General features: G+C 30.2%; 18 protein-coding genes and 1 pseudogene. 9 read left to right on the top strand and 10 right to left on the bottom strand.

What is annotated here, in order from left to right; translation table 11 throughout:
- Nucleotides 1-188: 188 nt before the first annotated feature.
- The 5 genes and pseudogenes from RSD37_RS13605 to RSD37_RS13585 form a co-directional block, all read right to left on the bottom strand.
- Nucleotides 189-1679: a PLP-dependent aminotransferase family protein gene (locus tag RSD37_RS13605; RefSeq protein WP_346947288.1), complete on the bottom strand. Its 1491-nt coding sequence runs from the start codon at nt 1677-1679 to the stop codon at nt 189-191.
- Nucleotides 1680-1695: 16 nt separating this feature from the next.
- A pseudogene (locus RSD37_RS13600) lies at nt 1696-2580 on the bottom strand (PhzF family phenazine biosynthesis protein).
- A gap of 18 nt (nt 2581-2598) precedes the next feature.
- The gene (locus RSD37_RS13595) at nt 2599-3585 is read right to left on the bottom strand and encodes an ornithine cyclodeaminase family protein (RefSeq protein ID WP_346947287.1); all 987 of its coding nucleotides are present in this window, start codon (nt 3583-3585) and stop codon (nt 2599-2601) included.
- 72 nt (nt 3586-3657) lie between these two features.
- Nucleotides 3658-4782, bottom strand: a complete 1125-nt coding sequence (locus RSD37_RS13590) for an aminotransferase class I/II-fold pyridoxal phosphate-dependent enzyme (RefSeq protein WP_346947286.1) — start codon at nt 4780-4782, stop codon at nt 3658-3660.
- A 394-nt stretch (nt 4783-5176) separates the two neighbouring features.
- Nucleotides 5177-5440 (bottom strand): hypothetical protein, encoded by a 264-nt coding sequence (locus RSD37_RS13585; RefSeq protein ID WP_346947285.1) that lies wholly within the window; start codon nt 5438-5440, stop codon nt 5177-5179.
- A gap of 757 nt (nt 5441-6197) precedes the next feature.
- Here RSD37_RS13585 and RSD37_RS13580 point away from each other — a divergent pair.
- Nucleotides 6198-6926 (top strand): hypothetical protein, encoded by a 729-nt coding sequence (locus RSD37_RS13580; protein WP_346947284.1) that lies wholly within the window; start codon nt 6198-6200, stop codon nt 6924-6926.
- Between the two features lie 373 nt (nt 6927-7299).
- Here RSD37_RS13580 and RSD37_RS13575 read toward each other — a convergent pair whose 3' ends face one another.
- The 3 genes from RSD37_RS13575 to RSD37_RS13565 form a co-directional block, all read right to left on the bottom strand.
- Nucleotides 7300-7884, bottom strand: coding sequence for a hypothetical protein (locus tag RSD37_RS13575; RefSeq protein ID WP_346947283.1), 585 nt, complete (start codon nt 7882-7884; stop codon nt 7300-7302).
- 494 nt (nt 7885-8378) lie between these two features.
- Nucleotides 8379-9632 carry an IS110 family transposase gene (locus RSD37_RS13570; RefSeq protein WP_346947282.1) on the bottom strand — a complete coding sequence of 418 codons (1254 nt, stop codon included), beginning with the start codon at nt 9630-9632 and terminating at the stop codon, nt 8379-8381.
- Nucleotides 9633-9719: 87 nt separating this feature from the next.
- Entirely contained in the window at nt 9720-9899 is a 180-nt protein-coding gene (locus tag RSD37_RS13565) for a hypothetical protein (protein ID WP_346947281.1), read from the bottom strand.
- A 520-nt stretch (nt 9900-10419) separates the two neighbouring features.
- Between RSD37_RS13565 and RSD37_RS13560 the strand changes: the two genes are divergently transcribed.
- From RSD37_RS13560 to RSD37_RS13535, 6 genes are all read left to right on the top strand, one after another.
- A complete protein-coding gene (locus RSD37_RS13560; RefSeq protein ID WP_346947280.1) occupies nt 10420-10941 on the top strand; it encodes a helix-turn-helix domain-containing protein in 522 nt (173 codons plus the stop codon).
- An 18-nt stretch (nt 10942-10959) separates the two neighbouring features.
- Nucleotides 10960-11190 carry a BhlA/UviB family holin-like peptide gene (locus tag RSD37_RS13555; RefSeq protein ID WP_346947277.1) on the top strand — a complete coding sequence of 77 codons (231 nt, stop codon included), beginning with the start codon at nt 10960-10962 and terminating at the stop codon, nt 11188-11190.
- 116 nt (nt 11191-11306) lie between these two features.
- Entirely contained in the window at nt 11307-11711 is a 405-nt protein-coding gene (locus RSD37_RS13550; protein ID WP_346947279.1) for a hypothetical protein, read from the top strand.
- 1000 nt (nt 11712-12711) lie between these two features.
- Complete coding sequence (locus tag RSD37_RS13545) at nt 12712-13233, top strand: helix-turn-helix domain-containing protein (protein ID WP_346947278.1); 522 nt, start codon at nt 12712-12714, stop codon at nt 13231-13233.
- 18 nt (nt 13234-13251) lie between these two features.
- On the top strand, nt 13252-13482 hold the full coding sequence (locus tag RSD37_RS13540; protein ID WP_346947277.1) for a BhlA/UviB family holin-like peptide: 231 nt from the start codon (nt 13252-13254) through the stop codon (nt 13480-13482).
- Between the two features lie 117 nt (nt 13483-13599).
- A complete protein-coding gene (locus tag RSD37_RS13535; RefSeq protein ID WP_346947276.1) occupies nt 13600-14049 on the top strand; it encodes a hypothetical protein in 450 nt (149 codons plus the stop codon).
- Between the two features lie 61 nt (nt 14050-14110).
- On the opposite strand, the gene RSD37_RS13530 is transcribed toward RSD37_RS13535, so the two are convergent.
- Entirely contained in the window at nt 14111-14617 is a 507-nt protein-coding gene (locus tag RSD37_RS13530; protein ID WP_346947275.1) for a hypothetical protein, read from the bottom strand.
- A 357-nt stretch (nt 14618-14974) separates the two neighbouring features.
- Between RSD37_RS13530 and RSD37_RS13525 the strand changes: the two genes are divergently transcribed.
- Nucleotides 14975-15136, top strand: a complete 162-nt coding sequence (locus RSD37_RS13525; protein ID WP_346947274.1) for a hypothetical protein — start codon at nt 14975-14977, stop codon at nt 15134-15136.
- 66 nt (nt 15137-15202) lie between these two features.
- Here RSD37_RS13525 and RSD37_RS13520 read toward each other — a convergent pair whose 3' ends face one another.
- A complete protein-coding gene (locus RSD37_RS13520; protein ID WP_346947273.1) occupies nt 15203-15856 on the bottom strand; it encodes an HAD family phosphatase in 654 nt (217 codons plus the stop codon).
- Nucleotides 15857-16071: 215 nt separating this feature from the next.
- Between RSD37_RS13520 and RSD37_RS13515 the strand changes: the two genes are divergently transcribed.
- Nucleotides 16072-16485 carry a hypothetical protein gene (locus RSD37_RS13515; RefSeq protein ID WP_346947272.1) on the top strand — a complete coding sequence of 138 codons (414 nt, stop codon included), beginning with the start codon at nt 16072-16074 and terminating at the stop codon, nt 16483-16485.
- The last annotated feature ends 178 nt before the right edge of the window (nt 16486-16663 follow it).

The following is a 16663-nucleotide window of genomic DNA, read 5'->3' as shown; positions in this document are numbered from 1 at the left end:
AGTAACCTTTAGTAATTTTTTATTTACTTTTAATTTTATCAACTAATTCTTTCTTAGTCTTAACGTTATCTTCAAATTTATTTTTTATACTTTTAGGTACTGGGTGCTCTATATTATTATTTCCATCGTGTGTCCGGTTTTTACACGTATGTCGGCTGTACCCGATATAGCTATGAAGTGGCTGAAACTTAGATAGATGAACCATCTTTCAGATTCCCAACTATATGAGATAATTTTTCGATGCTGTCCGTAATATCTTTCTCGTCAATGTATGAATACGACAGCCGTAGTGCGTTATTTTTCTTAAAATCATAGATACTGCCTGGATTCAACAGGATTCCTTCTTTCAAGGCGGCATGAAACAATTTTTCCATAGCAACATCTTTGTTGAAATTAATCCAGATGTAAAATCCTCCTTTAGGGACTTCCCATACCGCAAGCTCCTTAAAATATTTTTCAAGAGCTGATAACATCAAATCTCGTCTATATCTCAGTGCGTTTCGCGTTTCTTCTATATATTTATCATAGTTTTCGTCAGATAGTATCTCTTTTAATATCCATTGAGACACAGAGCTTGCGCCATAATCTGTCTGCATTTTAACATCGCCTAAGCGGTCTACTACCGATTCAGACCCTACTAACCATCCGATTCTAAGTCCTGGTGCCAAAGCTTTAGAAATGGTCCCTAAATAAATAATCATTCCGTTTTCATCCATGCTTTTTAATGGTTTTGGAGGTTCCTCATCTATCCAAATATCTCCGTATGCATCATCTTCGATTATGGGCAGTCTGTTATCCGTACAAAATTTAAATAATTCTTTTCTTCTCATAGCAGACATAACAATGCCAGTTGGGTTATGAAATGTTGGGATGGTATATAAAAGAGGATTTTCTCCGCTCTTTCTTTCCGAAACAATGTTCCAATATTGAATTCCCTCTCGATCCATATTTACGCCGAGGAGTCTCATCCCTGCTGATTGAAAAACCTGTAGGGATTTTATATATGAAGGTGATTCGGTATATACTGACGATCCCTGTTTGAGCATGCAAACTGAGATTAATTGCAGCGCCTGTAGGGAACCGGAGGTAATCAGAATATTGGAAGGTTTACTTTGTATTCCTTTTCTCTTCAATCTTTCACATAAAATTTCTCTAAGCTCCAATAATCCCAGTGGCTCTAAATAGTTTAAGGATTCGATAGACTGCGATAATTTTATGAAAATATCCTTCATCATTTGCGAAGGGTATAATTTAGGAGACAATTCTCCTGTTCCTAATCGAACAATGCCTTCTTCAAACTCTATCTTATTGATAGCTTGAATTGTCGGCATATTTTCTTTAAAAATACCAGAACGTAAGTAATTACTCCAATCAGGAGTAGTAGACGAAATCAAAAGAGACCAAGTATTGCTGATAACTTGGGTACCTTTTCCGATTTCACCTTTTAGTATCCCAAAAGATTCAAGCTCATCCAAAGCCGCAACAATCGTGCTTCTATTGACCCCGAATTTCTCAGCCAAAGTCCGCTGTGACGGCAAAATACTGCCAATCGTCCAATCACCGCTTGATATCTTTGTACTAATATAGTCAATGATTTGCCTATACATAGGTATCTTGGAATTTTTATCCGGAGCCCAATCAAGAGCAATAACTCTGTTTCCTTTTAAATCGTCTGCCATTTTCTTTCTCCTCTTTTTATATATTAATATCTCCTGATGCAAGGATTACAGAAATTCCTCCTATTTGTATCTTTTCATTAGTTATGAGCTTACTAGTGATTTTTGAAGGGCGACCCATGGCTTCGCCTTGGATAAATTGTATTATGGAACCCTTGCTCACAATTCCGTTCAAGAAAAGATAATAAGTCAATGCACCATTTGATGTTCCAGTTGCAGCCTCTTCGTCAATTTCATATAAGGGGGCAAAGTTTCTGCAGTGGATGTTGCCGTCTTTTGTATTGACTGTAAATGCGTGGACGCCAACAACATTATACTGTTATGACAGTTTAGAAAGCCCTGGGAAATCGGGAGAAATGGCATTGAGCTGATCCTCATCCTTAACTGGCAGCATGATGTCTGGCAATCCTGTTGATATGATTTGAGGAAGCAACGCGATGTTGTCTCCCTTTGATAGGAGCCCCTGTCCTTCATCCGATATCCCCATAATTCGGTACAATTCAGTTATATCTTCTTTTACATCAATTGTAGAAATTTTTTGAGGCTCTCCCATATCCATGAAAATGACGCTATCTCCTATTTCAATATTTAAAGTACCCGCCAAAGTAAAATTGATGTATGTTTCACCTGATTTGACCAGACTTTCCGCTAAAAGTACCGAGAATGCTCCGATTGTTGCATGTCCGCAAAGATCAACCTCCGATGCGGGTGTAAAATATCTTGTGTGAAATTCTTTCTCTCCAATTTGTTTTACAAACGCTGTTTCTGAATAACGAAGTTCAGCAGCAGTCTTGCGCATGACTTCTTCACTTGGAAAATCATTTTTCTCATCTATCAGCACAATCCCGGCAGGATTCCCTCCGAATATTTGATCAGAAAAAGCATCTACAATATAAAATTTCATTTTACTCACCTCTTCCAATTAAATGAATTCAAAATATTTGCCTAGGCCTTTTTTCTTTGCCATTTTATAAACCATTACTGCTGTAACATTGTCCTGAATTCCCATTCCTGTAGTATCAAAAATTGTGATTTCATCATCGCTTTCTCTTAACGGCTTTTCCCCTGCTAAAAGCTGGCCTATTTCTGCATAAATATCAGTTTCTTTGATTACCCCAGAAACAATTGCATTTCTAGTTTCGCCTCTACTAATACATTGTGAAATACTGTCATTTACAATTTTTGCTCCTTTAAAAACTTCAGGATCCCATTCGTTTTTGCCAGCCATATCCGCACCTACTGCTATTATATGCATACCTGGTTTTACCAAAGCTTTATCTATATAATACTTCTTTGATGGTGTTGTCGATATTACAATATCTGCTTCTTTCATAGCTTTTTCAGGTGTATCACACAAGATTACTTTTATCTTTGTATTTTCTTCTATATCCTCTTTATATTTGGCCAGTTCTTCTTGTCGCTCACTATAAACTCTTATTTCTTGGATATTCATTACTTGACATAAGGCATATATCTGCATTCTTGCCTGGCCACCGGCGCCAAAAACTGCTACTTTCTTAGAGTCTTTTCTCGCTAGGAGTTTTGATGAAATGGCTCCTGCTACACCTGTTCTAATACCAGTAATTAGGCTACCATCCATAATGCAAAGAGGAGCACCATTTTTCCCATCAAATAATAATATTGTGCCGATCATAGTAGGAAGATCGTTATTTTTTCCGTTATTATAAAATCCAGAAGCAATCTTAACTGATATACTCTCATTTAACTCATTATAACATGACTTTATATCAGTCTCCCCATTATTCTCCGGCATTTCCATAGATACGATATCTGGTTGTTGAACTTTTCCTGCATTATAAGCAATGTACCCTTCTTCAACAGCAGCGATAACCTCTTTTATTGATAATGCTTCTTTTACATCTTTTATACTGAGTAATAAAGTTTTCATACTTACCTCCTAATGTGGGAATGCGACAAATAAGCTTTACAATGTGAGCTTATTTGTCGCGGAACAAATTACCTAAACAAATTTTTCTTCTATCAAGAATTCTTCAAATTTAGCTAAGCTTTCTGGAACACCCTTACGTCCATATCCCATTCTGAAATATTGATCATCCATGTCGTAGATATCAGAAGGCAACAACAATACTCCCTTTTTGTCAACAGCAAGCTGGCAGAAATCTTTAACTGGCATATCAATCAAGAGCTTATGGTATGCAACCGGTCCACAAGTTATTGCTTTTTTCTCAAACAGATTTGGATATCTATCAAAGAATTCATCCACTAATTTTAAATTGTTTTTTATGATATTTGTACTTCTTTCTAATAGTTCGTCACTATGTTTAAGAGCAACTTTAGATAAGAATTCAGATGGAGCTGAATCACAAATACTCGTATAATGCTTAAATTTAACAACCTTTTCTAAAGTCTCATGATCTTTTGATACTAACCAGCCTACCCTAAGACCAGCTAGACCATATGCCTTAGACATTACACCAAGTGATGCACATTTTTCATAATGGTCAGCCATCCACTCTCGCTTCTCCCCATCCAATTCTAATCCTTTATATACTTCATCTGAAAACAGATAGATGTCGTGTTTTTTACAAATTTCACATAACTGTTTTATTTCAGCATTTGTAAAAGTATATCCTGTTGGATTATTTGGAGAATTAACAGCAATTATTTTAGTATTTGGTTTTATTAATGCTTCTAGCTCTTCAAAATCTACAACCCATTTTGTTCCATCATCCTTTATATACCACTTGGAATACTCACAGTTTGGAACTGAATTTGCTACTTCATATGCGGACTGGTAGTTAGGATACATAGCAATCATATGATCCCCCTCATTAAGCATCACATTCATATATCCGAAAATAGCCTCTTGAGCCCCGTGAAAGACTAGCACATCATCTGCAGTCATATCATTGTATAATGTAGCAATTATTTTTCTTAACTCCGGATCTCCCCAGGTTTCAGTATATCCTAGCCATTGATTTAAATATTCATCTTCAGCACCAGGCTCCAGAGAAAGTAATTCCTTAGTTGTCATGGATTCACAATCAGATTGAGTTAGTAAATAGGGTGCAGTAAATTCATAAAGTCCAAAATAACATTCAAGTTTAAAATCATTAATTTTCATAAGTTTCTACTCCTTTTATTTTTATTAGTATTAAATTTATTATCTAGATTATATCAATCGATATGTGTGCTGTACCCATCCAATTAAAATTTTTTATCCAACCAATTTATTATATGTAAAAATTTATTTCATACTATATTTTCATAAAAATAAGCTAATTCTTTTGATTTTAAAATTATTTGGTGGTTCTAAATCCAAATTCCTAATAGTAGTGTTTTATAGCCTCGTTTACCACCTCATTGTACTGAATAACTTCATCGGAGCAAAAAAACACCTTTATCTCTTCAAGTCGCTTTATATTCTCGATTTCGATTAAATAAGTTCTTCTTAAAGGTTCCTTTTCATTTGAATTAAGATACAGCTCTTTGTCTGCCCATTCTCTTTTAAACTTTATTTATTTTACTTGATGCTCGACTATAACCTGGTAGTTCATAGGAACTATTGTCCAAAGGCTTTTCTCATGGCTCTTAGCTTTATTGTTAACTTTCTTTTTCTCTACCTCTATTTTTAAAATATCTTCTATATCCATGTAGGTATAAGCATCTTCTACATATTCTTCAACCTGATTTGAAGATCCCTCTTCATCCTTTGATAAAACATAATTATCAATAGTTTCAATGGTTCCATCCTCACTAAAAATTATTTTTTGGTTTGCCATTTTTTCTTCCTCCTTCACGCATTTTTAGGTTTTTATGTTCTTGGGCATTCAAACGCTTAATATAATTAGGAGTAAGCCTCCTAGAGCAAAACGTAGTTTTTATAAATGTATATATTTAATTTTTGTAAAGAGGATTTTTGTTTAGAATTGAATTTTTCACACGGTTAAATATTTTAGATAATCTCAATCATATGAAAATGTAAGAAAAAAGTGATACAAACTGCAGGAGTTTGTACCACTTTTTCTCACACTTCCAATAATATTTACTTAAGCCTATCAAATAAGCTGCAGTAGCAAGCAACCTTGTCACTGCTCATGGGGGACAGAGCACAATTCGTGCAAAAGTAACGCTAAGAAAATTAACCTTCCATAAATTATATTATATGTATTTATGGAAGGTTTTTCATTGCCTTATAAACGGGGTTTATGAAATAATTCCTCAAGTATCTTAAACAGCCTATTTTTTTTATAAAAATCTATCTAAAAACTTATATCAAAATCAAAGTTTAAAAATATACTACTTTAAATGACTTATGAGGTATTAAATCATTCTAAAGAGACTATTTTAAATGATTTAATTCAATATAATTACAAATATGGATATTTAATTTTGTAACCGTTACTTTTGCACAACTGGCGCTCGGTCAATGTAGTCAACTTAAGAAAAAAATAAATTTTAATAAAAAAACACTTAACAATAGGTAGAATTTTTGAAGCCTCACTATAGACGAATAAATTTATAGTGAGGTTTTACATTATGAAAAATACTAAAATACTATCTTTAATTTTCAAGAAAACAAATAGCCTAATCACTTCAGATGAATACAAAGAAGCATATAGCTTAGGAAAGTCATTTTCAAGGAATAGAAAATTATCTTTTTCAAATACTATTCATTTTATTTGCTCTGGGTTGCGCAAATCCATTTCAACTGAAATTGATAAGTTTATTGAAGAATACCCATATTTGAAATTTCCATCAATATCTAAACAGGAATTTTCAAAAGCAAGACAAAATATTTCACCTGAAGCTTTCAAGGAACTAGGTACGCTTTTTGTTAATGAATTTTATAGCTTGAAAAAAGATTTAAGGACATGGAATGGATTTAATGTATTAGCTGTTGATGGAACAAATTTGCAAGTTCCAAATACCTGTGAATGCAGTAAATACTTCGGTTTTAGTAGTAACCAAAATAAAACAATAACAGCTATGGCATTAGCGTCAGCTCTATATGATGTGCTAAATGACATTATTATTGATGCTAGAATTACAAGGTATAAAACCAGTGAGAGAGCTATGGCAGAGCAACATATAGACTCAATGATTGCAGCTCTTATTAAACAAGATGCCGATACTGCGATAGCAGATGATAATAAGGATAAACCATTAAATTTAATATATCAATCTAATAGAAATTTTATTTTAGCACTAGTTTTTAAACGATTTATACCTTTATTAGTTAAATCTAGATTAAGAAAAAAATACTAGATTTGATATTAGAAAAATCTATAAAAATACGCTCACAAATACGTTCCAACCCTTCTCGTGAGTGTAAAAACAAACATCCAAGGAAAAGCACCATCATAATATTAAATCTTGTATTTAACATTAAAATTTATTAAAAGTAAATACATCATTTAAAATTCACTTTAACCTGTGGATTTATTTAGTGTACCATTTTTAAAGAAAAATTGGAATAATTTATAATGAAACAATTGAATTTTAAGTTATTTTATCATGAGTTAATTTACTGAGTTGACGACATTGAACGATTGAGTACTATTAATAGTAGCTTATCAAGTGGAAGATATATAATAGTAACTAATCTTCATAGGGGAAGTGACTGGTCGAATTTTGATCCTTATGTTTTATTCAAATTTATTTTTATGCGGTTGAATGGAAGGATTTCGAAATTATTATTTTTTAGGGAATTTCTAAAATAACTATTTTCTTCAGAGGTTTCATATGATTCGATAAAATATTTAGCTGCGTTACCCCCTATTACTATATAATCTTGTTCCCAATATATATCATACCTACCATGAAACACTGGTGCATTTAAATCTTTCTTAAAGAAAACACATACTCTTTTATGAAATTTAGCATTTGCTCCATTAGGATTACCACCAAAAAAGTTATCATCAAATTGCTCAACTATTATGGTATTCTTGTTTTGTGATTTATTTATCTCATATGTGCCAATATAATTGTAAAGAAAAACTATTGAATAAATAGCTACTAGTATAAATACAACTGTAGATATATCTTTATCCTTTTTCATTTTTACATATATAATTGCTATACATATATATATTATTATATATGTATATATACTCAAGTTATTGATGAGAGTAATTCCATTACTTGCCATAATAATAAGTACAATTGGCACAACAAACAAAAGAGTAAGAGATACATTTTTTATTATAGTTCTACTATTTTTCATATTACTACCTCACTTTTATTATTAAAATAAGTGCGAAAAGGACCACTTAATGATAAAGTAATCCTTTTAATATTCATACTATTATTCTTTCTGAATTCACCCTAACCACCTACCTCAATAATTTAATATTTTCTTTAATATTCTTTTGTTTTCTTAGATTTTCATTTTATATCTTAAAGCAATCTCAATAGACATTTTGTATTATATTGAATAAATGAAATTATTTTACTTAAGAGTTGTAGACTTCCCCATTATAGCTTTATTTTACTAATATTTTGAAGGTATTCACCTCTAAATCTCTAATGCTGACCCTACCATGTCTCCCTGAGTACACTACTTAGTGCCTCTATCATTCCTTCGTTCTGCATTTTAGAGCAGGTGCTGCGTTAATCCTCGTATACTGGGTCATTTAAGCCCTTATGGGGGTTTTTACGTGCTTACCCTTACTCTTTTAAAAGAACATATTTATTAATACAATAATTAAAACTTCTATCTTAAGCTACTTGTTGATAACTATTTAATCCATGAACTTTATCATGTGAATACATTATTTTTTTAGTACATAAAATGTACATAACTTTAATTATCCTTACACTTAATGCAACTATTGCTTGTTTTCCTGTAAGATTATTTTCTTGCCTTTCTGTAAGATGTTCATATATTTCCTTAAATGCTTGATTCTTAGCAACCATAACCATTGCTGCTTGATATAAAATATTTCTTAAATTAGGTCTTCCTCTTTTACTTATTTTAGTCTTTCCTTTTTTCATACCAGAACTAGTTTCCTTTAAATTTAATCCTGCAATTTTTTGAATCTGTTTATAGTCATCATATTTTGATATATCACCTATTTCAGCTAAAAAGCTGGCTGCGGTTACTATTCCTACACCTTGAATACTCAATAAGAATTCTGAGTACCCTGTTTCAAGTAAATACTTATTCATAAGAACTTCAACAGCATCGATTTCTTCCTGAATTTTTTCTAAATTCCTAATAATAAGATTTAACCTATATCTAGCTCCGTCTAATCCGACTGGTACACCTATTGAATTCTCAGCAGCTTCATATACTAAAGATGCTTTTTTTATACCAACTCTATTTTTAGTAGCATTCTTTAAAATTTCTATCAATTTTTCATTTCCAATGTTTAGTATATCCTTCGGAAACGGACAATTTTTCAATATTGCCAATGATGCTTTGCCTAATATGTCAGAAAATAAATTTCTTAATTCCGGAAAATATTCATCTAATAGCGCTACTAGTCTTACTTTTTCTTTTATTAACTGCTTCTTTAAATCTTGTCTGTTATTGCTACTTATTCTTAAGTTAACATAAAGTTCTTCTTCAAACATACATGTAAGATACTGTCCTTGATATATCAATTTAGCAATTATTTTTGCATCTTTCTTATCATTCTTCGTAGGACTATTGTCTTCTAATTCCTTTGTTTTATTAACATGATAAGGATTTACTAAACATAAGCTTATGCCTCTATTTTTCAAATAATAGGCGATATTCTTCCAATAATGACCTGTTGGTTCCATCCCTACAAGGGTATGAACCGTTCTATATTTTTTAGTTAAATATTCTATTTTTTCTAATATACAATCAAAAGATTCTTTGGTATTCTTTATTAGAAATGGTTTTTCAATATATTCACCATTAACTACAAATTGACCATAGTGGTTTTCCTTTGCAATATCTATTCCTAAGATTAAAGTATTTGGAACCATTATAATATTATTCATTTAAGTTAACCCCCTGATATAAATGTTTTGTTGTCTTTGCAATCGACACAATATATTTATATCAGTTTTTTTTATTTCTTACAAAGTCTAAAACTCTTTATTACAGGAATACTCGTAGTATGAAGTTAGATTGATTTCATAATCACCAGGAGTTGGTATAAAAGATTCTCCTATATCATTGAAGGAACAGCCTGTTAGTATTACAGAGAGCGACATTAAAACAATCAAACTATATCTCCTTAGTGTTACAAATATATTTTTCTCCATATGCACACTCCTCTTTTCCAATTTATACTTATTATGGATATTGCTAAATTTAATTATAAAAGATGATTAAATCAAGAGATAGCAACAAATAGATGAATTACATAAATTTCTTGAAAATAGTCAAGTGATATTAAAGCAGAAGATAGAGCAATATCCAATTCTATTACAAGAACATTTTCATGACTTAGATAGCAAAATTAAAAGTATAAAAGTAAACATAAAAGGAAGTATGCAGTAACGCAATCTGGCGAAACCTAAGAAGGTAGTTTTGGGGTATGTTTAAACTTAGGCATGATTAATAGTATTAATTTTATATTTCATTTTAAAAGTCACAAGATATTTATAAAAATTATAAATATCTTGTGACTTTTTTACACTAATACCGAGAAATGCATATGTGTTATTGAACATAACTTGTACAATGTAACAAAATATATAAAATTTAGGTTACGTTAGTTGCTTTTAATGTAAAATAACACCTCATTAATTATATAAATGGGGTTTTTAGGGGGAGTATGTAATGGTATCGATATATAGCTTAATAGAAAGAGCTAAAGCTGGTGAAAAAGAGAGTATGGAATTACTAATAACTAAATTTGAACCTATAATCAATAGTTTATCTTGGAAGTTGAAACATGAATGCGGAAAAACTGATTTAACTATATTTTTTATAAAATTGATTTATGGAAGTAAATTAATAAATATCACCAATTCATCTGATGGAGCACTGGTGAATTATATACAACAATCATTACACCGAGAATATTATCGACTTAGTAAAGCAAATCCAATTATTGAAGTTGAATTAACTGATACTTTTACAGCTGATATCAATGAATATAAAGAAGTTGAATATGAAATATATTTGGATGAACTTGTAGTGGAGAAGGTTATAAATAAAAAGCAAAAATATGTGTTATTGAAGAAATACTGTGATGAGCATACTGATCAAGAGATAGCAATGGATCTTTGTATAAGTAGACAAGCAGTAAACAAAATGCATAAATTAACAATTAAAAACTTGAAAGAATATTTAAATTAGGAGAAAGGAGGGGGGAATGTGGAAAATGAAATTCTAACAGCAGCACTATCCCAAGGTGTGTGGGCAGTGCTCAGTATATTCTTATTATTTTATATATTGAAGGCTCAAGAAAAAAGAGATCAAAAGCAAGATGAAAGAGAGCAAAATTATCAAGATATAATATCAAAACTTACTGATAAGTTGGGTGTAGTAGATGAAGTAAAGAAAGATGTTGAATATATAAAACAATGTGTAATAAAAGATAAATAAGTAATTTTAAATTGAGGTTGCAAAATTAAAATTAAAACACTCTTTTATAAGTGTAATTACTTAATCGATTAAAGTTAAATACAAATAAAAATATTAAAAAGAAAGAAGGAATTCAAATGGCAAATATACTTACTAATAATTATTTTACAGCTGGAGAACTAAGATCAATGAGTAATTGTTTAGCACAAACATCACCAACTTATACGACTGTAATTACAGGTGTTGCACTTAATAGTGTCATTGCAATAGCAGGAGCAATATTTAAAGCTAACCCATATATAACAGTTCCAGCTAAAGCAATAAATGGTTGTTTAACATTAACTCAAAGTATTTCAAATATTGATAAAGCTAACTTAAAAGGCTTATATGATCAATGTATCTCTATTATGAGTAAATGTAATTACTCCGAGGTTAAGATGAGTTTATACAGTTCTTCAGCCGAAGGTTATTATGCTGCTACAGGACTGCCAAAAGTTACAGGATATAAAACATCTTCAGGAAGTTGGATTTTAGTAAACTAATAAGTAGAAGGTGAGATTTCTCACCTTCTACTTATTATATATAAAAACTAAATAGCATAATATAAAAACAATCAAGCTAATTGCGAGACCAATCTTAGTGCGTTTTTCTGATGTGTTACATCGGTTTACTTTACAAATTACCAATTTATCAAATAGTCTTCCCAAAATTATTGTGGGTAAAAAAGCCAATATTAGAGAATAATCTTGGGTTATACCTATAATGTCTAATAAATTTTCAAAAAAGTAGTCAAATGCAGAAAAACTCCAAAGTGTAAAAGTCCAGAAAGATATTCCTAAAAAAATATATGTTACCGAAAAAGTTAATAGAGTATCTTGATTTTGGGTGCTTTTAGAATCATTATCCATGTTTTCTTGTTTAACAAAAATTTTGTTAAACTACCTCTCTTTCTTTTTGTTTAATACTATAACATCTACATTATATATAATTTTACATATTTTGTATACATTTTAAATTTAAACAATTAATAATTTGCTTAAATTTAAAATGTAACAACTTAACAGTATTGAAATTGCTAAATTTAATTATAAAAGATGTTCAAATGAAGATATAGCAACAGATAGATGAGTTGCATAAACTTCTTGAAAATAGTTAAGTGTTATTAAATCAGAAAACAGAGCAAGCTCCAGTTCATTTCCAAGAACACTTTCATGATTCAGAAGATAAAACTAAAAGTATAAAAGGAAGCATGCAGAAACGCAGTCTGCCGAAGCCCAAGAAGGCTAATTTGGGGGTATGTTTAAACTTAAGCATGATTCATAGTATTAATTTCATATTTTATTTTAAAAGGTACAAGATATTTATAATTTTTATAAATATCTTGTACCTTTTTTTACACTAATACCGAGAAATGCATATTTGTTATTGAACATAACTTGCACAATGTAACAAAACATATAAAATTTAGGTTGACTTAGTTGCTTTTAATGTAAAATAACACCTCATTAATTATATAAATGGGGTTTTTAGGGGGAGTATGTAATGGTATCGATATATAGCTTAATAGAAAGAGCTAAAGCTGGTGAAAAAGAGAGTATGGAATTACTAATAACTAAATTTGAACCTATAATCAATAGTTTATCTTGGAAGTTGAAACATGAATGCGGAAAAACTGATTTAACTATATTTTTTATAAAATTGATTTATGGGATTAAATTAATAAATATCACAAATTCATCGGATGGAGCACTGGTGAATTATATACAACAGTCATTACACCGGGAATATTATCGACTTAGTAAAACAAATCCAATTATTGAAGTTGAATTAACTGATACTTTTACAGCTGATATTAATGAATATAAAGAAGTTGAATATGAAATATATTTGGATGAACTTGTAGTAGCGAAGGTTATAAATAAAAAGCAAAAATATGTTTTATTGAAGAAATACTACGATGAGCGTATTGATCAAGAGATAGCAATGGATCTTTGTATAAGTAGACAAGCGGTAACTAAAATGAATAAATTAGCAATTAAAAACCTAAAAAAATATTTAAATTAGGAAAAAGGAGGCGTAAAGGTGGAAAATGAAATTCTAACAGCAGCACTATCCCAAGGGGTGTGGGCAGTACTAAGTATATTCTTATTGTTTTATATATTAAAGGCTCAAGAAAAAAGAGATCAAAAACAAGATGAAAGAGAGCAAAATTATCAAGATATAATATCAAAACTTACTGATAAGTTGGGTGTAGTAGATGAAGTAAAGAAAGATGTTGAATATATAAAACAATGTGTAATAAAAGATAAATAAGTAATTTTAAATTGAGGTTGCAAAATTAAAATTAAAACACTCTTTTATAAGTGTAATTACTTAATCGATTAAAGTTAAATACAAATAAAAATATTAAAAAGAAAGAAGGAATTTATAATGGCAGTTCAAGAATATATATCAACTATAACAGTAAAACAAAGTGACCTTGGAATTATGGCAGAAGCTCAGTTAGCAATGTATGATGGATTAATGGCTGGAGATAATGAAGCAACCTTTAAATCAAGATTAAATGCTATTTCATTTACTACAGCAATACTAGCTTTCTTCTGTCCACCAGCTACTGTTTTAGGGTTAACAAGTTTATTTACAGGGATAATAAGTACAGTCGGTTCTGAAAAAAGTTTTTTAGCAAATGCTATAACTAGAGGTAAAGATGGACTTTTGAGGATGTCTACTGCTACAAGACCATTGACAAAATATGATTTATTCGAAATAGAATTTATATGTTTAGACTATACTAGTGCCGGCAAAACATTAACGGTTGTAGAAAGTAATGGAACTATAAAAAGAGCTCACGTTAAAGGTGGAGGTTGGGTTTCATACTAAATTTAATATAACTAAGAAAAGTATTGATTGCGTTTTCAAATTAACGTAATCAATACTTTTCTTAGTTTAACAATTCTTCAAGATGTTCAGAGCTTATAGTCCCGTTAGTTATTTTGTAATATTTAGTTATTTTTGAACTTTTCTTTGCCTGATCTTTTGTAGTAGTAACAGATATTTCTATACACTCTACATTATATATTCTAATATCTAATACAGTACTATCTTCAGCTACAAATGAGAGACTATAAATTCCTTCATAGCTATCTTTGGCTGAAGTATTTGAATTAGTAGTAATTTTACATTCAGTAAGATCAAATTCATTTAAGTAACTAAATATCTTTGAACTTCTACCTAAATCTTCAATAGTTTCAGGATTAAAGTTGTTTTCAGAGGGGTTAGTCCTAGATATAAATATAGTGCTAAATATTTTATTAGTATAATATTTGCCCATCTCCAACTCATAAAAGTTACCTTGTTCACGATAGAAATATTTCAAACTAACACCGGTTACAATAATTATAGACGCAACTAAGAAAATTATTAAAATATTTTTCTGTTTTTTCTTCAATGTATCACCTCCTTAATTTAAGGATATATTACTTTAACATAAAAATATACTTAAAATAAATTTAATAGAAATTGAAGTTGGTATAAAATATATTACACACATTTAGTATTTTTATATACTTATTGTTTAGACAAATCAACTTTATAATCTAACAAACCTATTACTTAATATTTTATGCTAAAAAAGATTAGGGTAACACTATTATTAAATGATTTGTACATATTCAAGCTCTTATTATAATGCTATCTATTAATACTACGCTATCAAAACTTAACAGTATTGCCACCGATAAAATGATGACCTATACTCAACATATAGAACAGTGTCAAAACTAATATTCAAAAGTGAGGTCGTCATATGGGTAATATAATAGGGTATATAAGAGCATCTACCAAGGGACAATTGGAAGGTAATTCAATAGAGGATCAAAGGAAGAACATACTAGATAGATATTCTAATGTTGAAATAATTGAGGAAAGCTATGTTGCAGCTAAAGATAGAACATGTTTACGAATTTAAGAAACCCCATAAAGGACAGTTTACACATGTCTTTTACAGGGTCCTTTAATGAAATTTTTAATTATGTTATATAGCTGAGTAAAGATTTACGTAATCTAGTATAAATTCATCCGCTAAAGATTTCATATCAGTATGATGCTTTTTAGAGTATTCATCATATACGCCAATAACTTTCATACCAGCTTTTTTAGCACCTTGTACAGCAGGAAGCAAGTCCTCAAATACCATACAATTGCATGGATCAATACCTAGTTTATTTGCAGTTAGTAGGTATACATCTGGAAAGTCCTTACCTCTTGTAACTTCACTAGTTAGAGTTACTGAATCAAAGTATTCATAGATTCCATTTGCTTTTAAGCAAGCCTCTAATAGTAAAGTGTTATTACTAGTAGCAAGGGCGATTTTTATATCATTGTCTCTAAGTGTTTTAAGAAATTCCTTAACACCAGGTTTTAATTTAACTTTATTACAATAAGCATCATATGCCATATCATTCCAATGAGTTTTAATTTCATCTACAGTATAAGAAAGACTGAAGGTATTCTTAAAGTAAATTGCTACTTCATCAAAACTAAGATGTGCAATTTCATGCTTTAAGAATTCAGGTACCTCGAATCCTTGTTTAGATAAATATTCTTTATCGATTTCATCCCATACCCACATAGAATCAACTAAAGTTCCATCCATATCAAAAATTACACCTTTTATATTTTTAAACATCGCAATATCACCCCTGCATATTAACATAGCAAATAAGGTTTACATTGTAAAGGGCAATACATGGAAGGATAATAAAATATCATGTGGCAAATTCACATAAAGAAGACAATTATATTGTGAGTAATAAATATTAAAAATCTAAGGGTAATAAAGATACAATGGAAAGCATCAACATATAAATATATTAGAAGATAAATGCTATGGAGGTACAGGTAATGAGTTTTCTAGGGGGTTTTTGGGGTATTGTTTCCATTATACTTATGATTGGTGCTCTATCAAGAATGGTAGGTGTAGGGTTTTATAACAAATTTATCAGAGGATTATCAAAAAAAAAGCATAAGGGATTAATTAACGCCACGATAAATACAAATAATATTTTAGAAGATAATCATGGAATATTTGCATCAGGAGCTTTAATTTCTGCTGTAATTCACATTATTATAATGAAGAGGAGTATTACATTTTCATTTCTAGGGTTTTCAACTATAGGTGCATTGTTATTTGTAGTTTTAACTGGAGTTATAAATAAATTTATCTATAGAGACAATGGGGGCGAATTAAGAAAGTATCATAAGAGGGGAATTATAGTGTTGATATTCTTTTTAATTCTTCATATGATCTTTAATTGACATAGCACTATAAATAAGACTTAGTAAAATTAATAATTCATAGGTAATATGATTAATATATATAATTTAATCATAATTGAAAATAGCTTAAAAAAGATAAAAATAAAAAAGGAACATTATTCAATGTTCCTTTTGGTCGGGGTGACAGGGATTGAACCTGCGACCTCATGGTCCCAAA

Origin of the sequence: Clostridium sp. (assembly GCF_036646415.1) — a bacterium.
GTDB lineage: Bacteria > Bacillota > Clostridia > Clostridiales > Clostridiaceae > Clostridium_J.
This window is presented reverse-complemented; position numbering and strand designations above follow the sequence as displayed.